Annotated in this window: 22 protein-coding genes and 1 tRNA gene; 13 read left to right on the top strand and 10 right to left on the bottom strand. The window is 63.6% G+C overall.

Translation table 11 applies throughout. From position 1 onward, the window contains the following. The first annotated feature begins 76 nt into the window (after positions 1-76). The 3 genes from modA to CATRI_RS05155 are packed head-to-tail and all read left to right on the top strand — an operon-like array spanning position 77 to position 3,446. Positions 77-859, top strand: coding sequence for a molybdate ABC transporter substrate-binding protein (gene modA / locus CATRI_RS05165; RefSeq protein WP_290220335.1), 783 nt, complete (start codon positions 77-79; stop codon positions 857-859). Between the two features lie 3 nt (positions 860-862). Then, the gene (locus CATRI_RS05160) at positions 863-2,719 is read left to right on the top strand and encodes an ATP-binding cassette domain-containing protein (protein WP_290220334.1); all 1,857 of its coding nucleotides are present in this window, start codon (positions 863-865) and stop codon (positions 2,717-2,719) included. Between the two features lie 19 nt (positions 2,720-2,738). After that, entirely contained in the window at positions 2,739-3,446 is a 708-nt protein-coding gene (locus tag CATRI_RS05155) for a helix-turn-helix transcriptional regulator (protein WP_290220333.1), read from the top strand. On the opposite strand, the gene thrB is transcribed toward CATRI_RS05155, so the two are convergent. From thrB to CATRI_RS05130, 5 genes are all read right to left on the bottom strand, one after another. Beyond that, positions 3,443-4,369, bottom strand: coding sequence for a homoserine kinase (thrB, locus tag CATRI_RS05150; RefSeq protein ID WP_290220332.1), 927 nt, complete (start codon positions 4,367-4,369; stop codon positions 3,443-3,445). The genes CATRI_RS05155 and thrB overlap by 4 nt on opposite strands. Positions 4,370-4,385: 16 nt before the next feature. Then, on the bottom strand, positions 4,386-5,723 hold the full coding sequence (locus CATRI_RS05145) for a homoserine dehydrogenase (protein ID WP_290220971.1): 1,338 nt from the start codon (positions 5,721-5,723) through the stop codon (positions 4,386-4,388). Between the two features lie 120 nt (positions 5,724-5,843). Then, the gene (locus CATRI_RS05140) at positions 5,844-6,539 is read right to left on the bottom strand and encodes a hypothetical protein (protein ID WP_290220331.1); all 696 of its coding nucleotides are present in this window, start codon (positions 6,537-6,539) and stop codon (positions 5,844-5,846) included. 12 nt (positions 6,540-6,551) lie between these two features. Further along, the gene (locus CATRI_RS05135; protein ID WP_290220330.1) at positions 6,552-8,045 is read right to left on the bottom strand and encodes a molybdopterin-dependent oxidoreductase; all 1,494 of its coding nucleotides are present in this window, start codon (positions 8,043-8,045) and stop codon (positions 6,552-6,554) included. Between the two features lie 30 nt (positions 8,046-8,075). Beyond that, positions 8,076-8,573: a hypothetical protein gene (locus tag CATRI_RS05130; protein WP_290220329.1), complete on the bottom strand. Its 498-nt coding sequence runs from the start codon at positions 8,571-8,573 to the stop codon at positions 8,076-8,078. A 395-nt stretch (positions 8,574-8,968) separates the two neighbouring features. Here CATRI_RS05130 and CATRI_RS05125 point away from each other — a divergent pair, with 395 nt between their 5' ends. The 3 genes from CATRI_RS05125 to CATRI_RS05115 are packed head-to-tail and all read left to right on the top strand — an operon-like array spanning position 8,969 to position 10,149. Further along, positions 8,969-9,241: a CBU_0592 family membrane protein gene (locus tag CATRI_RS05125; protein ID WP_290220326.1), complete on the top strand. Its 273-nt coding sequence runs from the start codon at positions 8,969-8,971 to the stop codon at positions 9,239-9,241. 39 nt (positions 9,242-9,280) lie between these two features. After that, positions 9,281-9,553 carry a CBU_0592 family membrane protein gene (locus CATRI_RS05120; RefSeq protein WP_290220325.1) on the top strand — a complete coding sequence of 91 codons (273 nt, stop codon included), beginning with the start codon at positions 9,281-9,283 and terminating at the stop codon, positions 9,551-9,553. An 11-nt stretch (positions 9,554-9,564) separates the two neighbouring features. Then, positions 9,565-10,149, top strand: coding sequence for a TetR/AcrR family transcriptional regulator (locus CATRI_RS05115; protein WP_290220324.1), 585 nt, complete (start codon positions 9,565-9,567; stop codon positions 10,147-10,149). On the opposite strand, the gene lysA is transcribed toward CATRI_RS05115, so the two are convergent. Both lysA and argS read right to left on the bottom strand, forming a co-directional pair. Next, positions 10,146-11,480, bottom strand: coding sequence for a diaminopimelate decarboxylase (gene lysA / locus CATRI_RS05110; RefSeq protein WP_290220323.1), 1,335 nt, complete (start codon positions 11,478-11,480; stop codon positions 10,146-10,148). The two genes, CATRI_RS05115 and lysA, sit on opposite strands and share 4 nt — an antisense overlap. After that, positions 11,480-13,132 (bottom strand): arginine--tRNA ligase, encoded by a 1,653-nt coding sequence (gene argS, locus CATRI_RS05105; protein WP_290220322.1) that lies wholly within the window; start codon positions 13,130-13,132, stop codon positions 11,480-11,482. Before argS ends, lysA begins: the two co-directional genes overlap by 1 nt. Positions 13,133-13,266: 134 nt before the next feature. On the opposite strand from argS, the gene CATRI_RS05100 reads away from it, so the two are divergent. The 5 genes from CATRI_RS05100 (at position 13,267) to CATRI_RS05080 (ending at position 19,956) form a co-directional block, all read left to right on the top strand. Beyond that, complete coding sequence (locus CATRI_RS05100; protein ID WP_290220320.1) at positions 13,267-14,835, top strand: alpha/beta hydrolase; 1,569 nt, start codon at positions 13,267-13,269, stop codon at positions 14,833-14,835. Between the two features lie 109 nt (positions 14,836-14,944). Further along, a tRNA-Arg gene (locus CATRI_RS05095) sits at positions 14,945-15,020 on the top strand. Positions 15,021-16,048: 1,028 nt separating this feature from the next. Further along, entirely contained in the window at positions 16,049-17,392 is a 1,344-nt protein-coding gene (locus CATRI_RS05090) for an IS256 family transposase (protein ID WP_290220318.1), read from the top strand. Positions 17,393-17,477: 85 nt separating this feature from the next. Next, a complete protein-coding gene (locus tag CATRI_RS05085) occupies positions 17,478-17,651 on the top strand; it encodes a hypothetical protein (protein WP_290220316.1) in 174 nt (57 codons plus the stop codon). A gap of 499 nt (positions 17,652-18,150) precedes the next feature. Beyond that, positions 18,151-19,956, top strand: coding sequence for an NAD(P)-binding domain-containing protein (locus CATRI_RS05080; protein WP_290220315.1), 1,806 nt, complete (start codon positions 18,151-18,153; stop codon positions 19,954-19,956). Positions 19,957-20,469: 513 nt separating this feature from the next. Here the strand turns inward: CATRI_RS05080 and CATRI_RS05075 are convergent. Continuing rightward, positions 20,470-21,354, bottom strand: a complete 885-nt coding sequence (locus CATRI_RS05075; protein WP_144413227.1) for a hypothetical protein — start codon at positions 21,352-21,354, stop codon at positions 20,470-20,472. A 570-nt stretch (positions 21,355-21,924) separates the two neighbouring features. Here CATRI_RS05075 and CATRI_RS05070 point away from each other — a divergent pair. After that, positions 21,925-22,470, top strand: coding sequence for a DUF937 domain-containing protein (locus tag CATRI_RS05070; RefSeq protein ID WP_290220313.1), 546 nt, complete (start codon positions 21,925-21,927; stop codon positions 22,468-22,470). Between the two features lie 29 nt (positions 22,471-22,499). Continuing rightward, on the top strand, positions 22,500-22,790 hold the full coding sequence (gene catC, locus CATRI_RS05065; RefSeq protein ID WP_290220311.1) for a muconolactone Delta-isomerase: 291 nt from the start codon (positions 22,500-22,502) through the stop codon (positions 22,788-22,790). 65 nt (positions 22,791-22,855) lie between these two features. Here catC and CATRI_RS05060 read toward each other — a convergent pair whose 3' ends face one another. Continuing rightward, positions 22,856-23,056, bottom strand: coding sequence for a PspC domain-containing protein (locus tag CATRI_RS05060; RefSeq protein WP_047252828.1), 201 nt, complete (start codon positions 23,054-23,056; stop codon positions 22,856-22,858). A 98-nt stretch (positions 23,057-23,154) separates the two neighbouring features. Beyond that, positions 23,155-23,652, bottom strand: coding sequence for a MarR family winged helix-turn-helix transcriptional regulator (locus CATRI_RS05055; protein WP_047254236.1), 498 nt, complete (start codon positions 23,650-23,652; stop codon positions 23,155-23,157). Between the last annotated feature and the right edge of the window lie 17 nt (positions 23,653-23,669).

The following is a 23,669-nucleotide window of genomic DNA, read 5'->3' as shown; positions in this document are numbered from 1 at the left end:
TTCCGGGTTGAATTCCGGGGTTGTATTCCGGCGCAGTTTCCACTACCATTGATTGAGATACCCGAAAGGTAATTCCATGAGATTGTTCTCCAGGGCCGGAGCGACCGCGGCCGCCTTCTTGGCAGCCGTCACCCTCCTGGCGGGCTGCACCTCCAGCTCGAGCGACACCGCCGCATCGACCGATCCGAGTAGCAGTGACGCTGGCGTGGCGCTCACCGTCCTCGGTGCCTCCTCAACGCGCGTGCTCAATGAGGACCTGCAGGAACTCACCAACCTCGACCTGACGTTTATCAACGCCGGTTCCTCCACGCTGGTGCAGCAACTGGCCGATGGGTCCCCCGGCGACCTGCTCATCACCGCCGATCGTCCGACGATGGATTCCGCCGTGGGCCAGGACCTGGTCAACGATCCGGTCGAGGTAGCCACGAACTCCCTGGTCATGGTCGTCCCCCAGGGCAATCCCGCCGGGATCACCAGCACTGCTGATCTCGCTGGCGCGAGCGTCGTGCTGTGCGATCCGGTCGTCCCGTGCGGTGCAACCTCCCAGACGATCATCCAAGAGCAGAACATCGAGGTCACGCCAGTGTCTTTGGAGCACGCCGTGGCGGATGTGCTGGGCAAGGTCACCTCCGGCGAGGCTGACGCCGGCTGGGTCTATCGCACCGACGCCCAGGCGGCGGGCGACGCCGTTGAGGTCATCGAGATTCCGGGCTCGGAGTCACACCGCAACTCCGTGATGGCTGCCACCACGACGTCGTCGGAGCACCTGGAAGCAGCCGAGAAGTTGCTCGCCCTGCTCACCTCCCCCAAGGCCGCACCGCTGTGGTCGAAGCATGGGTTTACCCCCGTCACCGCTTAACCGATGTCCGTCCCCCGCCCCGTCACCCCGCGGCCACCGATCGTGGTGGCCGTCCTCGGGGCGATCGCGCTGGCCATCATCCTCGGCCCGGTCATCGCGCTGGGCATCCGGGTCCCGTGGTCGAGGTTCGGGGAGGTCCTGGCCAGTCCAGACACAACGAGCCTGCTCACCGTCACGTTTGCCTCCGCGATCTGCTCCACCCTCATCACCACCGTGCTCGGCGTGCCGCTGGCCGCCTGGCTGCGTCACCTGCGGCGTGGCCAGCGTCTGGTGCGGCTGCTGGTCATGCTCCCGCTGGCCATGCCCCCGGTGGTCGGCGGCCTGGCACTGACGGCGGCCGTCGGCAGGCGCGGGGTGACGGCCCCGCTTCTCGATGCCCTGGGCATCCAGTTCGCCTTCGCCTTCCCCGGCGTCGTCCTCGCCCACATCTTCATCTCCCTCCCCTTCGTCGTGGTCACCGTCGACGCGGCCCTCCGCCAGCTTGACCCCGAGGTCACCGCCAGCGCCCAGGGCGTGGGCATGCGGCCGCTGGAGATCCTCCGCCTGGTCATCCTCCCGGCGGTGGCGCCCGCGATCGTCACCGGCGCGGGGCTCGCCTTCGCCCGCTCCCTCGGCGAATTCGGCACCACCCTCACCTTCGCCGGTTCCATGCCCGGGGTCACCCGCACGATGCCGCTGGGCATCTACCTTGAGCGCGAAACCGACCCCGGCCAGGCCTATGTCCTCGGCGCCATCCTCATCTTCTCCGCCGTGGTGGTCCTCGGGCTCGCCGCCCTGCCCTCCATCCTGCGCCGTCGCCCCACCCCGCCCGGCTTTATCGACGCCCTGACACCCCCCGCCCTGCAGCCTCACGCCCCACCCGCCGCCCGGGCAGTTGCGGTCGATGCCGACGGCATCACCTTCCCCGCCAACCTCATCACCGCGGTCGTCGGCCCCAACGGTTCCGGCAAAACAACCCTCATGAGCCAAATCGCCGGCCGCCTCACCGGGGGCGCCGTCACCGTCGACGGTTCCGTCGTCCTGCTCACCCAGCGTCCCGGCTTGCCGCCTGCTTCCACCGTCGCCCAGGCGATCACGATGGTCACCCGGGATCGGGCCGCCACCACCAGGCTTCTCAGTGCCGCCGGGCTCACCCCCCTCGCGGGCGTCGCCGTCCCCGCACTCTCGGGCGGGCAGGCCGCCCACGTGGCCCTCGTTCGCGCCCTCGCCGCCCGACCCGACGTCCTCATCCTCGACGAACCACTCTCCGCCATCGACGTTGCCTCCGCCGAACACTGGCGGCGTCTCCTGCGCGCCGCCGCCCAAGACCGCACGACCTTGATGGTCACCCACGACCCGCTGGAAGTGGCGGCACTCTCGGAACACCTCGTGGTCCTCACCGGCGGCAGCATCACCGCCGCTGGACCGACCATCGACCTGCTGGATAACCCGCCGAATGAGTTCGTTGCCTCCTTGGCCGGAGTGAACCGAATTGTTGGCACCGTCACGTCCAGAGAAGTTGACACGATCACAATTAACCAAGGACAATGGGACATCGCTGGCACGTTCTCAGGCCCGGACGATCAACTTCCGCTGGTCGGTGACAACGCCGTTGCTACCTTCCCACCCGAGGCAACCACCCTTCGCCTCCCATCCCCGTCCACGGTGAGAGAATCTGCCCGAAACGTCTGGCCAGGAGTCGTAGAATCCGTCGTGGCCTCCACCGCCCGTTCCGGGGCAACCGTGCACGTCAAGGTGGGCGATATCCGGCTGAGCATCCCCGTGACCAGGCGCTCCGTCCTCGACCTCGGGCTCAGCAACGGTACCGCCGTCGAGTGCGTTACCAAGGCCGCCGCCATCACCATCCATCCCAGAACCTAGGAGAGGATCACCTCCCGCCATGGCCAAAGCACCAGCTCCCCAGCCAGCAACCGAACTTTTCTCGGAATCGCTGCAGCTGAGCCTCAAGCAACGGGAAGTCCTCGATGCACTCCAAGCATTCCCCCAAGGCGCTGGATCGGCCGAGCTGGCAGCCACCCTCGGCATGCACGTCAACACCGCCCGTGGGCACCTCGACGAGCTCGTCGCCCGCGGTGCCGTCCGGGTCTCCTCGCTGCCGGCGGAGGGTCGGGGCCGCCCCTCCTACATCTTCCAGGTCCGGGTACCCGACAACCGCACCGTCGCCGATGAATACGTCTCCCTGGTCGAAGTGCTCGCCGGGATGCTCACCGACACCGATGCCGCCACGCCGGAGAACCTGGCCCGGGGCCGGGAGATCGGGCGTACCTGGGCCCGGCGCATGGGGGCGGTCGATCAGCCCACCCGCTCCCCCGCCGAGACCCTCGACCTGTTGTTCGTCCGGCTGCGCGACATGGGCTTCGACCCGGTCTCCATGCCCGCCGAGGCACCCGGGGACGCCCCGGCCGTCGCCCTGCACTCCTGCCCCTTCGTCACCGGCGACAGCGTGCCGACGCCGTTCGTCTGCGCCATCCACGAGGGTTTCCTCGAGGAGAGCCTCGGCACCACCAATCCGCAGGGGCGCACGGTGTCACTGACCCTGCGCCCCTTCGCCGGGGACGGCACCTGCCGCGTCGAGGTCGCCGGCTAGTTCCGGGAGACCTCCGCGGTGACCGGTCCCGCCACCTCGAGCTCATGGACCTTCAGGCCCGCGTCACGGGCCTCGTCGAGGATCGAGGCCTCGACCGGCTCGGTGGACAGGACCATGATGGTCGGGCCCGCCCCGGAGAGGTAGGCGGCGTAACCACGGTTGCGCAGCCGGTTGACCCACTCCGCGGTCACCGGCAGCACGTCCGCACGGTACGGCTGGTGCAGCCGGTCGCGGGTGCCCTCCCACAGCAGCTCGGGGTGGTTCTGCAGCGCGACCGTCATCACGGCCGTGCGCGAGACGTTGAAACGCGCGTCGGTGTGGGTCACGTGGCTGGGCAGGACCCGGCGCACGGCCTGGGTGGAGGCGTGGAAGTCCGGCACCAGGGCGGTGGCCCGGATCCGCTCGTCCACCGGGACGGCGACCGCCCGGTACCCGGGCTGGGAGCCGTCGACGGGGGTGGTGGTCCAGGAAACCACCGCTGAGCCGAGCACGGAGGCGGCGGCGTTGTCGGGGTGCCCCTCGAAGGCGGAGGAGAGCTGGACCACCTGCTCGGTAGTTAGAGGATCACCGGCTAGCGCGTTGCCGGCCACGACGCCACCGACCGCCGCGGAGGCCGAGGAACCCAGGCCACGCGACTGCGGGATGGTGTTGGTGCAGACCACCCGCAGGCCCGGGGCCTCGGCGTCGGCGGCGTTGAGGGCCGAGCGGATGGCCTTGACCACCAGGTGGGAGCCGTCGCGGGGAAGGTCGTCCTCCCCCTCGCCGTACACCTCGATCTCCAGGCCGGAGGCGGTGACCTCGACCTCGATGGTGTCGTAGATACCCAGGGCGAGGCCCAGGGTGTCGAACCCCGGGCCCAGGTTGGCGGAGGACCCGGGGACGGTGACGGTGACCCGGGTGCCCACTTCGAGCTCGATGCTCACGTGCTGTGCTCCTGTCTTAGAAGAGGCGGATGACGCTGTCGACGGCCTTGACGGCGGGCGAGGTCTTCAGCTCCTCGACGGTGGCGGCCAGATCGGCCTCGCGGGCGCTGTGGGTGACCACGATGAGGCGGGCGTCATCCCCGGACTCCTCCTGGCGGATGGTCTTGAGCGAGATGCCACGGGCGGCGAAGGTGGCGGCCAGCTCGGCGAGGACACCGGTCCGGTCCTCGACCTCCATGTCGATGTGGTAGCGGGTGAGCACGTCACCACCGTCGGCGACGGGCAGGTTGGCGTAGGTGTTCTCACCCGGGGCGCGGCCGCCGTGGACCTTGTTGCGGGCGGCGCCGACGAGGTCACCGAGCACGGCGGAGGCGGTGGGGTTACCGCCTGCGCCGTTGCCGTAGAACATGAGACGGCCGGCTGCCTCGGCCTCGACGAAGATGGCGTTGTAGGACTCGTTGACGCTGGCCAGCGGGTGCTCGAGCGGCACGAGGGTCGGGTGGACGCGGGCGGAGACCGCCTCCGCACCCTGAGCGTCGGTGATGCGCTCACAGATGGCCAGCAGCTTGATCACGTAGCCGGCGTTACGGGCGGCCTCGATGTCGGCGGCGGTGACGTTGGTGATGCCCTCGCAGCTGACGTCGTCGAACTTCACGCGGGTGTGGAAACCGAGGGAGGCGAGGATGGCTGCCTTGGAGGCGGCGTCGTGGCCCTCGACGTCGGCGGTCGGGTCGGCCTCCGCGTAGCCCAGGCGGGTGGCCTCGGCGAGTGCGTCATCGTAGGAGGCGCCGGTGGACTCCATGGCGTCGAGGATGAAGTTGGTGGTGCCGTTGACGATGCCGGAGATCCGCACGACCTGGTCGCCGGCCAGCGAGCGGCGCAGCATGCCGACCACCGGGATGGCGGCGGCGACGGCGGCCTCGAAGTAGAGGTCGACGTTGGCGGCGTCGGCGGCCTCGGCCAGCTCGTCGGCGTGGGCGGCGACGAGGGCCTTGTTGGCGGTGACGACGGACTTGCCGGCGTTGAGCGCAGCGAGCACGAGACGGCGCGGGTAGTCGATGCCGCCGATGACCTCGACGACGATGTCCACGTCGTCGCGGGTGATCAGGGACATGGCGTCGTCGGTGAGCAGCTCACGGTCCACACCCTCTCGGCGCTTCTCCAGGTCGGAGACGGCCACGCCCTTGATCTCCAGGGGGCCGCCGACGCGGTGGGCGAAGGCGTCGTGGTGCTCGCCCATGAGGCGGAGCACCTCCGTGCCGACGGTGCCGAGGCCGAGAATGGCGACGCCGACCGGCTCGCCGGCTCCCTTGCCGGGGTTGTAGGTGGGCTGCTTCGTTGCCGAGTCGGCCATGTCGTCCCCTTTGTACAGACTGTGGTGTTCGCTGGTGTTCACGGTTATCCGCTCCCACCTTAGACAAAGCTTTCCGGGTGCTCAGTACAAGGGTGGCCTACCTCCCCGCCCGACCGGCGGTTATCCGTCGACGACCGGGGTGGTCTCGAGGGTCTCCAGGGTCGGCAGGTCCAGGGCGACGAGGATCTCCCGGACGGAGTTGATGGCGGACTCCAGCCGGTCCAGTCGGGCCGCCTGCTCCGGGGACAGCCGGCCGTCGGCGGCGAAGTGGCGCAGGCGGGCGAAGCGGCCGGCGAGCAGGGTGCCCCAGAAGATCTTGAGGTCGAGGATCTCCTGTTCCCCCGGCACCGGCTGGCCGTTGTGGAAGGCGACGATGTCGGACAGCTGGGTCTCGATCATCGTCAGATCCATGTCGGCGCCGGGCAGGCCGGCGTCGGCGCTGTAGGTGTCGATGCCGTGGCGGGTCGGGCCACCGGGGGTGTCATAGAAGCGGTTGAGGGTCATCGCCTCGGCACCGAGCACCGGCTCGTTGACCGGGAGGACCGGGGAGCCCGCCTCGCCGAGCAGCTGCCCGCGGCTCATCCGGATGAAGGTGTTCTGGTTCTCCATCCCGGGTGCGGTGCACGCCAGGCCGACGCCGTAGGACTCGAGGTCCTCCGCCTGGAACATGTATCCCAGGTAGCGGGCGCGGGGGTTGATGCGGAAGTCCTCGCAGGTGGCACCGGGCAGGTGGAAGTTGACGGCCCGGAGGTAGGTGCGGACCCGGTCGATCTGGTCGTCGGACAGGTGGATGTCCTGGTAGAGAGCTCGTGACATGGTGGCTGCCTCCTAGAGGGTCTGAAGCCGGTCGTAGCTGTCGGTGTCCTCGAAGAAGCCACCCTTGCCGTTGCCGATGATGTCGAAGCGGTTGACCACCTCGATACGGTCGAGCCACTTGGCGGAGCGGAAACCGGTGGAGGTCTCCAGTCGCAGGCGCATCGGGGCGCCGTTCTTGATGGGCAGCTCGTCGCCGTCGTAGCCGATGGCGATGAGGGTCTGCGGCTGCACGGCCTCGTCCATGGGCATCGTCTCGTAGTAGTAGGAGCCGTTGTAGGAGTCGTCGTCGCGGGTCATGTTCTGGAAACTGTGCACCACCACGTCCGTGGCGCCGTCCAGCGGGGTGACCAGCTCGAGCAGGGTGGCCAGGGGGACACCGTCCCACTTGCCCACGGAGGAGAACCCCTGGACGCAGTGGTGGATGGTGGTCTGGGAATGACCGTCGGCGATCTCCCGCAGATCCTGGAGGGTCAGGCGCATGGGCTTTTCGACGAACCCGCCGATCTCCAGGACGTAGTCGTCCTCGTAGCCGTTGCACACCATGGCCATGTAGGCCTCGGTGGACGGCGGCATGCCGGAGGCACGGTGGTGCGGTGCCGGGGTGACGTCGTCGGAGGTGTAGAGGTGCTGGCGGGAGGGCAGCTTCCGCAGCGCGCGGGTGAGCGGGCGGACCAGGACGTTGTGGAGCCGTTCGATGACCCGCGGCCGGTTGGTGGAGGTCATGGTCGCCCAGATGTGGACGAAGACGATGAACACCAGGCCGATGGTGAAGATGACACCGCCGGCGACGGGGCGGTCGGCGTGGCCGAAGACCATCTTGGACACCTCGTGGCCGTAGCCGTGGAGGATGACCATGCCCACGTGGATGAGGATGAACACGACGTAGGCGATGAGTCCCCAGAAGTGGAGGGTCCGGATGACCTGGCGGCCGCCGAGTGCCCGGGAGATCCGCGGGAAGTGGTTGTTGATGGCCGGGGACTGGAATGCGCCGGTGATGATCATCCACAGCGGGAGGATGAGGATCACGAAGCCGTAGGACAGCTGCTGGATGGCGTTGAAGGGGTAGCCGTCCATGGCGGGCGGGACCTGGAAGGCGAGGTACTGGATGAGGTTGTCCCAGGCCTCGGCGAACACGCCGAGGTCCTCGGGCCAGTAGCGGCGCCACTGGCCGGTGACCGCCAGGAGGATCCAGTAGGCGGCCATGAGCAGGACCCAGCAGATGACGGAGATGAAGTGCCAGTAGCGGCCCTGGCCGAGGTCGCCGTGTCCGGGGAGCGAGACGATGGGGCTGTAGTCGTCGTATTCACCGGAGACGGGGAAGTACTTGCGCTTGCGTTTCTCCTTGATGGTGAACTGGGCCCACTGGCCGCCCAGCGGGGAGTGGACCGACCGGTGGAGCTTGGGGAAGGTGCCCAGGATCTCGATGCCGCTGCGAATGAACAGGGTGATGAAGAGGATGTTGACGAAGTGCTCGATGCGGAGCCAGACGGGGAAGTCGGTGAGCATGATGGGTGTCTCCTTGGTTGTTGTCCGCCGTCAGTCCACGAAACCCTGGTCGTCCGGGTAGGCGACGAGGATGCCGTAGGCCAGGGCCCATCGGATGATCAGGTAGGCGAGCCCGCACAGCATCATGGTGTTCCAGGCGGCCGCCAGGTGGACGCTGGCGCCGTTCCACACATAGGGCGCGGTGCCGAAGAGCCCGCCGCCGTAGGCGATGAGGGCGCCGAAGGCGGGGACCATGCCGTAGTCCCAGATGCGGGCCTTCGTCACCAGGCCGACGAGTACGAAGATGACCGCGAGTGCCACCACGAGCCACAGCGCGATGTCGCCGCCGACGAACGGGAGGTGGTCGCTCAGTGCGACGGTGCCGGCGCAGAAGGCCAGCAGGGCCATGACCCCGAGGATGACCGCCTTGGTCAGCCGGGGCAGGTTGATGCGGATGTACCGGAAGAAGGGGGCCCGTTTCCGGCCCGGGGGAACATACCTGTTCCAGTCGTGGGTGTTGATGTCAACGCCGGCTGGTGCGCCTGACATGGGTACTCCTGAGGTCGGGGCCGACGGCGGTGTCACGGGTCCACCGAGGGCGGGGATGTGTCTCGCGGGCCACCGCCGGAGATGTCGGTGTTCTGCGAGGTGAAACTCCCGCGAAGCCTCTCGCCGGTGTTTCCTCTTGCAACGATAATAGATGACCATTGATCGCGGGGGAAGAACAGTCGTTCTGCCCGCGCAAAAACCGCCTGAACTGCAGGACCAGACGACTGTTCGGTCAGTGAACTTCCCCCGTTCCCGCGCCGGGTCTAGCATCAGGCCTGTGTCACCCAGCGGGGCAGGCCACCGTCACAGGCCCGCCGCCGTCGCTACCGGAGAAGCAGCTCGGGACCACATATCCCCCAGTCATTACACGAAAGGCTCTGCCCACCATGTCAGCCATGGTCATCTTCGGTCTCATCGCATCCGTCGCGCTGTTGTTCGCCTTCGCGATGCTCAACCTCGGCAAATGGACCACCGCCGACTACCCGTACCAGGTCCTCAACTTCGTCGGCGCGGGTTTTCTCACCCTCTCCGCCGCCAACCCCTTCAACGCGGGTGTGTTCTGGACGGAGCTGATCTGGTCACTGCTCGGCCTCTACGGCATCATCAAGATCTTCCTCAGCCGCCGACGCGCCGCCGCCACGCCCGAGCAGACCCCCGCCGCCTCCTGATCCGGCCACGACCACTTCCTCACGTAAAGGACCACTCCCATGGAATTCTCCTATGAAATCGGCATCGTCGCCGGCATCCTGTTCGTGCTCGGTTACGGACTGCTCAACTTCGGCTTCGTCACCTCCAAGTCGGTGCTGTACCAGACGCTCAATTTCCTCGGCGCCCTCGGTTTCACCTACACCGCGATCTCCCCGTTCAACCCGGGCCTGATGATCACCGAGGTCGTGTGGGCGATCGTCGCCCTGTTCGGCCTGTGGAAGATCTTCTCCGGCCCCTCCCGCCGGAACACCGCGACCGCGGCGGGAGCGTAAACTCGGCGGCCGTGCCCCCACACCCCCACGAACCCCACGAGCCTCCCGGTGCCAACGGCGGTCACCGCGACCGCATCATCGACGCGACCCTCGACTGCCTGGTCATCCACGGCGTCGCCGGGACCTCGATGCGCATGGTCGCCGAGGGGGCGCACGTGTCTCTCGGGTCGGTGACCCACCACTTCGCCGACAAGGACGCGCTGCTCAGCGCCGCCTTCCAGGTGTTCGCCGAACGGTCGGTGGCCCGCTTCCGGGAATACTACGACGGGGTGGATTCCCTCGAGTCGGCCCGGAGGGCGACGGTGCACATGCTGACGGATTCGGCGGCGTCGAGACGCGGCACGATCCTCGGCAGCGAGCTCTACACCCTGTCGCTGCGACGCCCCCGCCACCGCATGGTGCTGGTGCAGTGGACGCACCGCTGCCGCAAGGTCATCCGGGAGCATTTCGACGCCGAGACGACCTATCTTCTCGACGCCTTCTACGAGGGCGTCCTCCTCCACCGCAGCATGCAGCTGGGCGAATACTCGGACGAGATCATCACCCTGGCCGTGCAGCGGCTGACTCCCCCGGCCAGTTATCTCGGCCGGGGTTAACCCTCGAGGGCGAGGAAGTCCTCGACGGTCTCGCGCCGCAGCATGAGCTTCGACTTCCCGGCCCGCACGGAGACCACCGCGGGCCGGTTGACGGCGTTGTAGCGGCTGGACATGGCGTAGGCGTAGGCACCGGTGGCCGCCAGGGCGACGAGATCGCCGGGGACGATGTCATCGGGGAAGGCGGCGTCGCGGATGAGGATGTCGCCGGATTCGCAGTGCGATCCCACCAGGCGGGAGGAGATCTCCGTGCCCTCGGTGAAACGGGAGACGACGCGGGCGTCATACAGCGAACCGTAGAGGGCGGGGCGGATGTTGTCGGACATGCCGCCGTCGACCGAGAGATAGCGGCGCTGCTCATCCTCGGCGACGGTGACGTCCTTGACGGTGCCGACCTCGTAGACGGTGACGGTACCGGGGCCCGCGATGGCACGGCCGGGTTCGACGAGGACGGCGGGCGCCTCGATGCCCAGCTCGGCGGCAGTCTTGGCCACGGCGGTGAGCAGGTCGTGGGCGACGTCGTCGACGTCGAGGGGCTCCTCGTCGGCGGTGTAGGCGATGCCGTAGCCGCCACCGAGGTCGAGTTCGGGCAGCTGGACCCCGAGCTCGGCGTGGATCCGCGAGTAGAGCTCGAGGACGCGGTCGGCGGCGGCGGTGAAACCGCGGGCGTCGAAGACCTGCGAACCGACGTGGCAGTGCAGACCAACGAGGTCGAGATTGCTGGCATCCACGGCTGCCGCAGCCGCGCGGAATGCCGACCCGGAAGCCAGGGAGAAGCCAAATTTCTGGTCCTCGTGGCTGGTGGCAATCGCCTCGTGGGTGTGGGCCTCGATGCCGGGCTTGACGCGGATCATGACCTGCTGCGTCCGGCCCTCCTCAGCCGCGATGGCGTTGAGCTCACGCAACTCCGCATCCGAATCGAGGACGACGTGGCCAACGCCGGCCACCACGCAGGCGCGGAGAAACTCCGAACCTTTGTTATTGCCATGCGCCGTGATCCGCTCGGCGGGGAAATCTGCCAGCAGGGCAATCTGCAGCTCATTGTGCGAGGCGACATCGAGACTGAGGCCCTCCTCATCAACCCAGCGGGCGACCGCGCGGGTGAGGAACGCCTTCGAGGCATAGTGCACGTGCTGGGGCCCACCGAAGGCGCGCGCCATGTCCTGGCAGCGTGAGCGGAAATCATCCTCGTCTACGACGAAGACGGGCGTGCCGTACTGTTCGGCGATTTCCGGCAGCGGGACCCCGGCGATGGTGACCACGCCGTCTTCTTCCCGGCGGGCGTTGCGCGGCCAGACGTGCGCGGGGAGCTCGTTGAAGTCTGCGGCAGCCATTACATTCTTTCCGGGGCGTTCACGCCCACGAGGCCGAGAGCATTAGCCAAAGTCTGGCGGGTGGCGGCGGCGAGCGCGAGGCGCGCGGAATGGATCGGCTCCGTCTCTTCGCCAGCCTTGGGCAGGATCTGGCAATTGTCGTAAAAGCGGTGGAATACTCCGGCCAGCTCCTCGGCGTAGCGGGCAACGCGGTGCGGTTCGCGCAGCTCAGCGGCCGCCTTCACCACGGCGGGGAACTCACCGAGGGTGCGAATGAGGTCGCCTTCGCGCTCGTGGGTGAGCAGGGAGAAATCGGCGCCGTCATAATCCAGGCCCAGCTCGGCGGCTTTGCGGGCGATCGAGCACAGGCGGGCGTGGCCGTACTGGACGTAGTAGACGGGGTTGTCCGAGGACTGCGATGCCCACAGCGCCAGGTCAATGTCCAGGGAGGAATCGACCGAGGAGCGGATGAGCGAGTAGCGGGCAGCGTCGATGCCGATGGCCTCCACGAGGTCATCGAGGGTGATGATGGTGCCCGCCCGCTTGGACATGCGCACGGCCTCGCCATCGCGGACGAGGTTGACCATCTGCCCGATCATGACCTCGACCTGGTCGGCGTTATAGCCCAGCGCCGCCGCCGCAGCCTTGAGGCGAGCGATGTAGCCGTGGTGATCCGCGCCGAGCATGTAAATGCACAGCGTGTGCCCGCGGTCGAACTTGTCCTTGACGTAGGCGATGTCACCAGCGATGTACGCGGCCTCGCCGTCGGATTTGATGACCACGCGGTCCTTGTCATCGCCGAAGTCGGTCGACCGCAGCCACCAGGCATTATCCGCCTCGTAGAGGTTGCCGTTGTCCTTGAGCGTTTGCACCGCCCGGTCGACGGCCCCGGACTCGAACAGCGAATTCTCGTGGAAGAACACGTCGAAGTCAGTCCCGAACTCGTGCAGCGACTCGCGGATGTGCGCGAACATCATGTCCACGCCCTCCGCGCGGAAGGTTTCCTGCACTTGTTCTGCAGTCCCTTCCAGGGCCTGCGGCTGCTTATCGACGACCGCCCGAGCAATCTCCGCAATATAGGCGCCACCGTAGCCGTCCTCCGGGGTCGGCTCGCCCTTGGCGGCCGCCACGAGGGAACGGGCAAAGCGGTCGATCTGCCCGCCGTGATCGTTGAAGTAGTACTCGCGGGTGACCTCTGCTCCCGCAGCCGTGAGGACACGCCCCAAGGAATCGCCAACGGCTGCCCAGCGGGTTCCGCCCAGGTGAATCGGTCCCGTCGGGTTAGCGGAGACGAACTCCAGGTTGATCTTCTCCCCCGCATACAGGTCCGAAGAACCGAAGGCCTCTCCCTCCGCGAGAATCCGACCGACGACCTCGCCCTGCGCGGCGGCCGCCAGGCGAATGTTAAGGAAGCCCGGCCCGGCAATCTCCGCGACCTCAATCGCGGGATCCTCCGCCAGCGCCTCCGCCAGCCACGTGGCTAGCTCTCGCGGGTTCTGCCCCACCTTTTTTGCCACCTGCAACGCGAGGTTCGTCGCGTAATCACCATGCTCCGGGTTGCGCGGACGCTCGACCACCACCTGCTCGGGCAGAACAGAGGTGTCGAGGTCGCGGCTGGCGAGCACGCCGATGGCGACCTCCCGGATCAGGGAGGAAAGGTCAGCTGGTGTCATGGCGGATAAGTGTAATGCACACCCACGACAGATTCTTACCCCGGCCACTAGCGGGCAAAAGACTAGAAGAGGAACCAGTTTGCAATTAAGCTGATGCGGACCTGCCACGTAACTGAGAAGAGACGACGCCACCCATGAACGTATCGCGCCCAGTCGCGGCTTTCGCCGCTGCCATTGTCGGACTAGCTGGACTGTCCATCGCCACCGCTCCCGCCAATGCCGCCCCCGCCCAGCCCATCACCTGGGAAGAGTGCCCAGAGCAGGTCACCGATCCTGCCGCAACCTGCGGGCGTATCGACGTCCCCATGTACCACTCCGATCCGGCCGGCGCGACCATTTCCGTGGGCTTCATCAAAGTCCCCGCATCCAACCCAGGTGCCAAGCGCGGCACGCTCTTCGGCAACCCAGGTGGCCCAGGCGGCGACGCCTACTCCTACTTCGGCAACCCCCAGGTCTTCGCCTGGCCGACCGGCATCACCTCCGAGTGGGACCGCGTCGCCGTTCAACCCCGCGGCCTCGCCGGCTCCACCCCGCTCGACTGCACCGAGATGCCCGCCAACACCAGCCCCACCGACCCCCACCTGCGTCAGGGTGCCTTCATCCGCGACTCCTGCGAAATCAAGACCCCCGGCTACACCGCATCGCTGACCACCGACAACACCGCCAACGACTGGGAATGGGTCCGACAAGCCCTCAACGAGGACCGCATCTCCATCATGGGCCTGAGCTACGGCACCTACTTGGGCTCCGTCTACGCCTCCCGCTACCCCCAGCACACCGACCGCGTTGTCCTCGACTCTGGCATGGACCCCAACCTGGCCTGGAACGGTGTCATGGGCACCCAGCAGGGCGGCTTCGAGTCCAGCCTCCATGACTTCCTCGGCTGGGTCGCCGAGCGCAACGACACCTACGGCCTGGGCACCACTCCCCTCGCCGTCTACCAATCCTGGTCCCGCAAGGTCGTCTCCGAGGCCGGCACCAACCCCACCGTCGTCCCGCCGCCCGCCCAGATCGGCGACATCCCACCGGGATTCGACTGGGCCGGGCAACTCGCAGCTGACGCCATGACCGCCACCGGCCCCGCCCGCGTCTCCTCCGAGGGCCTCTCCTCCCAGGCAGTACGCCCCGGTGCGAACCAGTCTCGCTCCGTCACCTTGTCCATCACCCGCATGTCCCTGCCCAACCCCGGTGCCTGGGACCAACTAGCCAAGATGATTAACGGCACCGCCGAGATCCCCACCATCGAAGATCTCTCCGGCACACCGGAACAGCAGTTGGCCGTGTTGAACACTTCAGCAATGCAGCGCATGGTCATGTGCAACGAAAACACCACCACTCCCAACCTGGCCGACGTTCCCCGCTACGCCTGGACCAACTACGTCACCGGCGACATCTTCACCGCCCCCAACGCCATGTTCACCTCCGGCGCCGGCTGCTCCGGCATCGAGCCCAACTCCGGCCGCCAGCTCACCGACGGTTCCCAGCTCGCCACTCGCCCGCTGCAGATCCAAGCCACCGGCGACCCCCAGACCCCCTACCAAAACCACTACACGCTTGCCGAGCAGATGCGCAGCCAAGTCATCACCGTCCACGGCAACGGCCACGGCCACGTCGCCACCGGCAACCAGGCTGTCGACGACGCCGTCGTCTCCTACCTGCGCACCGGCGTCGCCCCCGTAGCGGACGTCCCCGGCGTGAACTAGATTTCGCCAGGTTTGCTTACGCAGTTTTTTGTAGGTGATTCGGCCCCGGCGTAGACCGGGTGCTAAGATTTCACCGTTGTTATCCCGACCGCTCGTCGGGGTGCAACGGGTCTCCGTAGCTCAGTGGATAGAGCATTGGTTTCCGGTACCAAAGGTCGCAGGTTCGAATCCTGTCGGGGACACCATGTCATGTCTCGAGACATAGTTCCTACTTTGTCTCGGGGCATGACCTTTTTTGTGCGGGTTCAGGTGGGTCGAATGTGGTTGATTCTGCGGGAGTAACGGAGCTTCTTCTCCGCTGATGCTTGCGACTTTTCGGGTGCCCCAGTCTTCAAAGCCGTCACTGGCGGCCTCCTGAGCCTGGCTGATCTTCGCTGATGCCAAGGAATCTGCTGATCCGAGCTGTAAGGTTGTTAGCAGCTGGCCTTGACGTTTCGGTGGCGTCTTTTGAGACTCGTCCCCCTGCGTGTTCGTGGTGGGTGGAACGATGTCGCAGGACATCTGTTTTTCTGATCTTGGGCACGATGGTGTTCCTCCCGTGGGAGGGTGGGGCATGCGGAACTATGTTGTGAGACATCAGGGCCTTGTGGGGCGGAACGATGTCACGGAATCAGACACTGCTGGGGGCACAATGTCATGTCTCGAGACATAGTTCCTACTATGGCTCGGGGCATGACCTTTTTTGTGCGGGTTCACGTGGGTCGAATCTGGTCGATGCGGCGGGAGCAAAGGAACTCATTTTCCTCTGTGTCACACTGCTTCCCGAGTGCCTCAGTCTTCAAAGCTGACATTGGCGGTGTTCTTCACGTGGAACTATGGGGGGTAGTGAATCGATACCGAAACGCTGCCGTTGGTTCTCTGCTCCATCATGTCATGCTGGAGCCAGTTAGGGCTCTTGGGCTGCTGGTTCCTCACCCTCACTGGTCCACGCGTCCGCTTCCCAATCCATCACGCAGTCCCAGGCCTTGTCTTTGATGGCCTCCCGCAGTTGAGTCTGATACTGACGGTAATCCGCACCGCCGAGTGTCGACCATGCACCATTGGGAGGAGTGACCTCGAGAGTCTCCTTCCCTCGATCGTAGATAATGCGGTCAACAGGGGCGTGAAGGTACTGGTAAACCTTCCCGATTGCGGAATGGTCAAGAACTGCAAGAGAGGGTGTCAGATGGTTTGTGTGTGAGGGATTCCCCTCACACCAAGGAGATGAACCAGAATGACTACCGTGGCACGACGAAACCAAGAAGACTCCGCAAAGATCAAAGCGATCGAGGAAAAGCTGCTGGCCAATCCTGAGATGGCGAAACTGATCGACGAGCTCGGCACCTCCACAACGGATGCCAACGATCTCGTCCGGGGCCTGCTCCAGGCCTCGATCAACCGCGGCCTCAACGCCGAGATGGATGCCCACCTCGGCTACCAGCACGGTGACCGGGACAGCAAGGAAGCCGCTGGTCAGAACAATTCCCGTAACGGTTCCTACCCCAAGCGGGTCGATTCAAACTACGGACCGGTCGATGTCGCTGTTCCCAGGGACCGTGACGGATCCTTCCTGCCGACAATGGTGCCCAAAGGATCCCGCCGGCTGACCGACGTCGACGACATGATCATCAGTCTCTATGCCGGTGGCATGACCGTCCGAGACATCCAGCACCACATGGCCACCGCCATGGGCGTGGACATCTCCCATGAAACAATCTCCGCGATCACCGATGCGGTCCTCGAGGAGGTGATGATCTGGCAGAACCGCCAACTCGAGGAGTTCTACCCCGTGATCTTCCTCGATGCGTTACGCATCAAAGTCCGTGACGGGGGCCGGGTGGTCAACAAATCCGCGTACCTGGCTATCGGGGTGGACATGGACGGGATCAAACACATCCTCGGTATCTGGCTGGCGAAAGAGGAAGGAGCCTCGTTCTGGGCCCAGGTGTGCGCCAACCTCGCTACCCGCGGCGTACACGATGTGTTTATCGTGTGCTGCGACGGGCTCAAGGGCCTGCCGGAGGCTGTGGAAGCCACCTGGCCGGATTCGATGGTCCAGACCTGTGTCGTCCATCTGATCAGGGCAGCGAACCGGTGGGTGGCCTACGGAGATCGCAAAGCGGTGTCCGCCCAGCTGAAGAAGATCTACACCGCCCCCACCGAGCAGACCGCTCTGGCGGCGTTGGCGGAGTTCGAGGCCTCCGAGCTGGGGGAAAAGTACCCGCAGTCAGTCAAGGTGTGGCGCGATGCGTGGGACCGGTTCATCCCGTTCCTGGAGTTTCCTCCCATGGCCCGGAAGGTGATCTACACCACGAACTCGATTGAGTCGATGAACAACGAGCTGCGCAAAGCCACCCGGAATCGGGTGCAGTTTACCAACGATGAGTCCGCGATCAAAACCTTGTGGTTGATGATCTGCAACATCGAGGACAAACGGGCCGCCAAGCGCGCTAAGCAGGGCAAACGGGTCGCGGCTACCAGTGGCCGGCTGATCGAGGGCAGGCGGGTGACGAACTGGAAGCAGGCCATCAACCAGATGTCTGTGGCCTACCCGGACCGCTTCGAGCCCTACCTCTAATAATCACGCCCCACACACAAACAACTTGACACGCTCCTGCAAGATATTTGAGAGTCATGTTTAACCACTTCTGCGCTTGCCCGTAATGGAACTTGAACGTCGGACGCTGAGGGTGCTCTTCAGCGTTGACCATCTCTACTACGCCTTCGCACCAGGCTTGGTGTGCGATGTCGAACCTGTCCTGGTCACCAATTTCTTTCAAAGACTCTACGAACGAGAGGACGCTGTCCTCGACATTCCGCTTGATTCTTTCCGCTGACGGGTGCGACCCAATCCCGCGAAGGGTCCGTGCCAAATCGCGATATGCGCGCTTGGAGACAACCCTGATTGCCTCGTCACCGTGCGGTTTGTGTGCCACCCCTCTGGAGAATTCGTGCGCCACCCCTTTGGAGAAATAGAACGCTACCAGGGAATTCATGCGTCGGTCTAGTTCCATAACCCCACGGTACCCACACCCAGCATTTTCCATACAGGAAACTCACGCGGCACTGAGATGCTAGCCCCCAAACCGCGACGACACACCATTGCGACATCCACGGAAGGGGCACCACCACCGCCCGTTTACTGCCCATGGAAGCTATTTCATTCGCGTCCCCCACCAACACCATGATCCATACATCGTCCCTGCTAAGCCCCTAGAGACAAGCACCCCAATTCCGACTTCAAGAAGATAACGTGATGCACATCTATCCACCCTCCTTTTGTAACCTGTGCCACTATTGGTGAGGTCAGAACGATACCGATGAGGAGAGCTGGACATGACCAACGTCATCGACGTGAAGGAAACCGTAACCGAGTGGCTCCGCTCTTTGGAGCAGGCGGGTGGAGCTTCTGACGCTGCCACCGCCGCCACGGCAATAAGCGAGCTGTTTGAACCCGAGGGATACTGGCGTGATCTGCTCGCCTTCACTTGGAACATCACCACCGCCGAAGGGGCGGAAGAGATTGCGGGGATGATCCGCACCACCTGGCCCGCCAGCAGGTTGAGCAATGTCGTCCTGGACGGCGACCCGGTTGATGAGGGAAACGGCGTCACGCGCGTCAAGTTCTCCTGCGACTCCCAGGACTTCCGTTGCACGGGCATCGTGCGACTTCGCAACGGCAAGGCGTGGACCATGCTCACCTCGGCGCGCGAGTTGAGGGAATATCCAGAACCGAGCGGTCGGCGTCGTCCGCTGGGTGCGGAGCACGGGCAAAGCGCCGACAAGCGGAACTGGGCAGACAAGAAACTCGATCGTCAGAAGGCACTCGGGGTGACGGAGCAACCCTATGTTCTCATCGTGGGAGGCGGTCAGGGCGGCATCGCTCTGGGTGCGCGACTAAAGCGCCTGGGGGTGCCCGCCCTCATTTTGGACAAGGCCGCGCGCCCCGGTGACCAGTGGCGCGGTCGCTACCACTCACTCTGCCTCCACGATCCGGTCTGGTACGACCACCTCCCTTACCTGCCCTTCCCGGATGACTGGCCCGTGTTCACCCCTAAGGACAAGATGGGTGACTGGCTCGAGCACTACGTCGGAATCATGGACTTGGACTACTGGACGAGGACGGAGTGCGTGCGAGCCAGTTACAACGAGGCCGAGAACCGCTGGGATGTCACCGTTAATCGGGATGGCGCCGAGATGACCCTCCATCCCGCTCAGCTTGTCCTAGCGACGGGGATGTCAGGTGTGCCGAACCGGCCCTCACTGCCGGGTGAGGATAGCTTCCACGGGGAGATCCGACACTCTTCCGAGCATGCTGGAGGTGAGGTTGATCGGGATAAGGATGTCGTCGTGTTGGGTGCGAACAACTCGGCCCACGACATCTGCGCGGACCTCTATGACAACGGTGCTCGTCCGGTGATGATTCAGCGCTCCTCGACCCACATCGTGCGTTCCGAGACGCTCATGCAGGAGGTTTTCGGGCCCCTGTATTCCGAGGAAGCTCTGGAAGCCGGGGTGGATACCGACACCGCCGACCTGCTCTTTGCTTCGTGGCCGTACAAGGTTCTGCCCGAGGTACAGAAGGTAGCCTTTGACAAGGTCCGGGAGATCGATAAGGACTTCTACGATCGATTGGAGAAAGCAGGTTTCCTCCTCGACTTCGGTGATGATGATTCGGGGTTGTTCCTCAAGTACCTGCGGCGCGGTTCCGGCTACTACATCGATGTCGGTGCCTCCGAGCTCGTCGCCAGTGGAGAGATCCCGGTTCGCTCGCGAGTCAACATCGAGGAAGTCCGGGAGCGCTCCGTAGTGCTGTCCGACGGCACCGAGTTGCCTGCCGACGTCATCGTCCTGGCCACCGGGTACGGGAACATGAACAACTGGGCCGCCCAACTGATCAGCCAAGAAGTCGCTGATCAAGTCGGGCCGTGCTGGGGCTTGGGTTCGGACACCACGAAGGATCCGGGCCCGTGGGAAGGTGAATTGCGGAACATGTGGAAGCCGACGGCAGTAGACGGGCTGTGGTTCCACGGCGGTAACCTCCATCAGTCACGGCACTATTCGAGGTACCTGTCCATGCAGCTCAAGGCTCGATACGAAGGTATGGAGACACCGGTCTACGACAACACTAGAGATCAATAATCTGACTAAACTGCAGCTAGCATAGTCTGCTAGTCAACTGGCGGCGGACGGCAACGAAATATCAGTCGATCGCCGCCAGGATCGCCGACTGGCAAACTGTTCGAAGTAAATTCGAGCTTAATGAAGGCGGCAAATATCCGAACAGGATTTAGTGTCAGATGCCGCAGAGTCGATACCTTAGGGGAAAACTACCTGCGATTGCACCGTCGAGCTCTATGTCAGAATTCATTTATCTAGAGGAATTATAAAGTCCATTGCGGACACGTGAAGTCCTAGGATCCATTAAAGATGCACAGCACAAAGCTTGTTAGGTCAATGGTTCTCTACAGATTGATACCCGAAGTTCCCTAGATAGCTTCTTTACACTATTTAGCATCCCCATTTTATTCGGTGATCTCCATCCCCACTAAGGCACAGCGCGACTAGACCCTTTACTGTGCCGATAACCTTCTCAGTTAAACATCTGAAATTCGTTCATTTCTGGAGGCTCTTTGCAAAACACGAGCTATTCAACTACTGGAGCATCTGGTTGCTACAAACCTCAGTCCATCCAGAGGTTCCATCGGTGAAAAATGTGGTACCGGTTTGGTGAATTTGAGGGTCCCCACAGTGAGAGACTTGCTTATCGAGAACTCTAGGTGCTTCTACGCCAGGAGCTCCAGTAAAACCAACAACGGGAGACGCTTCCGGAGTTGGACGAGGGGCTGGCGCGACCGGCGCCGGCGTGTGAGCAAAATTGGGCGTTGGGCCTGGCTCTTGCGCGGGACCTACCTCGTCGAGTGAGGCACGCGTTGCAGACGCATCGGGAGCCGGGAATTCCCACCTCGCACCATTTAGGGTTTCCGTCAATCGAATCTTTGAAGCACCATCAGGAACATCCATAATGTGAACCCTCCGTTCAGTATCTCCGACTTGCATCGTTTCCCTCCAAGCTTGCTCACGCGTCGATGGTGAACACCAAGAAGACTGGGGAAGCTCTTGGTTGATTCCTTCTTTGTCCAATGCTGACCAATCCGACCAAATCGGGAATTCACCAGGACGATAGTCAGAGTCGGATGGCTTTGTTTCCAGAAGAACAGTCGCTTTAACGAGGTGAGTTCCTGAAGGCTGCTCGCCAAAAACTGTTCCTTCGCACATCTCCAGCAGATCGAGCGATTCCACAGTAAAGTTGATTGAACAATCGGAAACGTCAGTACAGTCCATGCCGTGTCGAAATCCTACTTGCCCCTCCACACCTTTACTTAGATCTCCAAGCTGAGCAGTCGCGCCATTCGAGACCTCCTCATCAATCGTCGTGGTTGGTTCTGACTCGACACCACCGTTTCCTTGTGTACAAGCTACGACTCCAATAAGGAGCATTGGAGCCATGATTGACGCCAGTACGAGGCTTTTTTTCATAGATAGTCCCTTCAATTCTTTTACTGTTTCCCGGGATGTAATGGATGGTCTCGCGAGACCGGAGCTAAATGTTTTAAGAACAAGCTGGGCTTTCCTGGCGGAAAAGACGGTTTAACCGCGAGTACGAATAGATGACTTGGAGGAATACTTGTGATACATCACCCATCACGATCTCGCCTAGGCTTGTCGTCAGTATAAGTCTCGCACATTGAACCCCTGGGCATCCGGGAATCACTCAAGCAGCGCCCACGAAGATCTCGTCGGACACAAGCACAAACCTTCATGCCAGTTCGTGTGTAGGGCCGAATTTGGAGGGAGGCCAGTATCCACCGATCATTTGCTCTGGCGCGTCGTTGGTCACGCTCACCAATGAGTAACCGGTGCCAGCACCTAGACGAACTACAACGCGATCGGCCGCACTCCTCTCAGGGACACGTCCAAGGTCGAAATACGGCACGCTAATCGCACTGGCTCACCGGTTCGCGGAAGTCCATATCCAAAACCGATGGGCGCAGTCCGACATGGGGCAAGAGCCTTCCCCATGTCGGTAACTCCCACTATGGTTGTGACATGACCAACAACATCAGCGGTTTCCTGTCCAGCTTGCCCATCGACAAGATCGCCAACCAGCTCGGCGAGAGCCCCGACGACGTTCGCTCCGCAGCCGAAGCTATCGTGCCGACTCTGCTCATGGGAATGGGCGCCAATGCTCAAGATCCCAACGGCAAGGAGTCCTTGGAGAAGGCGCTGGATGGCCACGATCCCTCACTGGTGGAAGGCGAGGTCGATGTGGAGGCCATCGACACCGAGGATGGCGCTAAGATTGCCCACCATATTTTTGGCTCCCAGGAGGAGCAGGTGGTCAGCCAGCTCGGTGGCCTGGGCAGTGGAGGCAGCAGCCTGGTGAACAAGCTCATCCCCATCCTCGCGCCGTTGGCAATGTCGTGGTTGGCGGGTCAGCTGACCAAGAACTCCCAAGGCGGCGGTGCCCAAGGTGGGCTGTTGGAGCAGATCCTCGGGCAGGTGCTCGGCAGCGGGAATACTCAAGCCACCACCGGAGGTGGTGGTGGATTCGGTGAGATTCTCGGCGGACTGCTGGGCGGCGGACGTCGATAAGCAATTCCCACGAAGCGAGAGGATCTTACGTGCTGTTTATTGCTCGCATGGATGTGTCATTCCCCGATAATTTGACACCGGAGCAGGTGGCGGATTTCCAGGCCCGGGAGAAGGAATATTCTGGGAACCTGCAGGCCAAAGGGACGATGAAGGGTATTTGGAGGGTCGTAGGCAAGTATTCGAACTACTCAATTTATGACGTCGCGAGCAACGATGAGTTGCAGGAGGTGCTCAGCGGTTTCCCGATGTACAAGTACATGAACATCGAGGTCACCCCGCTCGCGCAACACCCCAACGCCACGCGCGACTTCTTCGTCTAGCCGCGAGTAACAGACAACCGCCCGTCCCCCAGCAAAGGGAAACGGGCGGTTGTTGCGCCTAGTGCTTAGGCCTCCGGCATGAGGATCCAGGCCACCAGGTACAAAATGGCCTGCGGGCCGGGGAGCAAGAAGGAAGCGACAAAAAGCAGGCGGACCAGGGTGGGGTTCCAGCCGTAGGTTTCGGCGATGCCGCCGAGGACGCCGGCGACGTAGCGGTCGGTGATCGAGCGGTGAAGGCGACGCTGGTAGATGGGTTCGTTAGTCATGATCTGGGGCTCCTTGTGCCTCGTTTTGTGCTGATGACTCCATTGTGATGGAGCGGGGAGGCAAATACATCGGGAGAGCCCCTGATATCCACCCTGATCTATGTGGCTCCCAATCCCGGGGAGATGCCGGAGTGTCCGATGACGTTATCTACGTCCACCACGCCCTTCCAGAATGAGGTCAGCGCCGTCATTTGTTCCGGGGTCATGTGGTCGAAGACGACGCGACGCACGCTTTCCACGTGGTCGGGAGCGGCATCGGAGAGCCGTTTGAGGCCTTCATCGGTGAGGGTGACTTCGACACCTCGGGCATCGCATTCACTCTTATTTTTGGTCACGAGGCCGCGACGTTCCATCCGGGTGATCTGGTGGGACGTGCGGGAGCGGTCCCAATCGAGTGAATTGCACAGGTCACGTAGGCGGAGGGTCTGGTCGGGGGCCTCGGAGATGGAGACGAGGACGGCAAATTCAGAGGCCGAGACGCCGCTTACGGCCTCCAAGGTGTCGTCGAGCACGCGATCAATCTTGCGCGTGGCGGCGAGCATGAGGCGCCAGAACGCCTGTTCCTCGTCATTGAGCCAGCGGGTTTCAGTAGCCATGTCAACAATCATAGCCC

Origin of the sequence: Corynebacterium atrinae, from assembly GCF_030408455.1 — a bacterium.
Lineage (GTDB): Bacteria > Actinomycetota > Actinomycetes > Mycobacteriales > Mycobacteriaceae > Corynebacterium > Corynebacterium atrinae.
The sequence above is the reverse complement of the archived record's forward strand: the minus strand, read 5'-3'. Positions and strand labels throughout refer to the sequence as shown.

What these genes read in the sequence shown, in the direction of transcription:
- CATRI_RS05080 (WP_290220315.1), top strand. Translation starts at nt 18,151, where the DNA reads ATGACCAACGTCATCGACGTGAAGGAAACCGTAACCGAGTGGCTCCGC.
- CATRI_RS05155 (WP_290220333.1), top strand. Translation starts at nt 2,739, where the DNA reads ATGGCCAAAGCACCAGCTCCCCAGCCAGCAACCGAACTTTTCTCGGAA.
- CATRI_RS05070 (WP_290220313.1), top strand. Translation starts at nt 21,925, where the DNA reads ATGACCAACAACATCAGCGGTTTCCTGTCCAGCTTGCCCATCGACAAG.
- argS (WP_290220322.1), bottom strand. Translation starts at nt 13,132, where the DNA reads ATGACACCAGCTGACCTTTCCTCCCTGATCCGGGAGGTCGCCATCGGC.
- CATRI_RS05130 (WP_290220329.1), bottom strand. Translation starts at nt 8,573, where the DNA reads ATGTCAGGCGCACCAGCCGGCGTTGACATCAACACCCACGACTGGAAC.
- CATRI_RS05145 (WP_290220971.1), bottom strand. Translation starts at nt 5,723, where the DNA reads ATGGCCGACTCGGCAACGAAGCAGCCCACCTACAACCCCGGCAAGGGA.
- CATRI_RS05140 (WP_290220331.1), bottom strand. Translation starts at nt 6,539, where the DNA reads ATGTCACGAGCTCTCTACCAGGACATCCACCTGTCCGACGACCAGATC.
- CATRI_RS05085 (WP_290220316.1), top strand. Translation starts at nt 17,478, where the DNA reads ATGGAACTTGAACGTCGGACGCTGAGGGTGCTCTTCAGCGTTGACCAT.
- CATRI_RS05160 (WP_290220334.1), top strand. Translation starts at nt 863, where the DNA reads ATGTCCGTCCCCCGCCCCGTCACCCCGCGGCCACCGATCGTGGTGGCC.
- CATRI_RS05100 (WP_290220320.1), top strand. Translation starts at nt 13,267, where the DNA reads ATGAACGTATCGCGCCCAGTCGCGGCTTTCGCCGCTGCCATTGTCGGA.
- lysA (WP_290220323.1), bottom strand. Translation starts at nt 11,480, where the DNA reads ATGGCTGCCGCAGACTTCAACGAGCTCCCCGCGCACGTCTGGCCGCGC.
- CATRI_RS05075 (WP_144413227.1), bottom strand. Translation starts at nt 21,354, where the DNA reads ATGAAAAAAAGCCTCGTACTGGCGTCAATCATGGCTCCAATGCTCCTT.
- CATRI_RS05090 (WP_290220318.1), top strand. Translation starts at nt 16,049, where the DNA reads ATGACTACCGTGGCACGACGAAACCAAGAAGACTCCGCAAAGATCAAA.
- CATRI_RS05135 (WP_290220330.1), bottom strand. Translation starts at nt 8,045, where the DNA reads ATGCTCACCGACTTCCCCGTCTGGCTCCGCATCGAGCACTTCGTCAAC.
- CATRI_RS05120 (WP_290220325.1), top strand. Translation starts at nt 9,281, where the DNA reads ATGGAATTCTCCTATGAAATCGGCATCGTCGCCGGCATCCTGTTCGTG.
- CATRI_RS05060 (WP_047252828.1), bottom strand. Translation starts at nt 23,056, where the DNA reads ATGACTAACGAACCCATCTACCAGCGTCGCCTTCACCGCTCGATCACC.
- CATRI_RS05125 (WP_290220326.1), top strand. Translation starts at nt 8,969, where the DNA reads ATGGTCATCTTCGGTCTCATCGCATCCGTCGCGCTGTTGTTCGCCTTC.
- modA (WP_290220335.1), top strand. Translation starts at nt 77, where the DNA reads ATGAGATTGTTCTCCAGGGCCGGAGCGACCGCGGCCGCCTTCTTGGCA.
- CATRI_RS05055 (WP_047254236.1), bottom strand. Translation starts at nt 23,652, where the DNA reads ATGGCTACTGAAACCCGCTGGCTCAATGACGAGGAACAGGCGTTCTGG.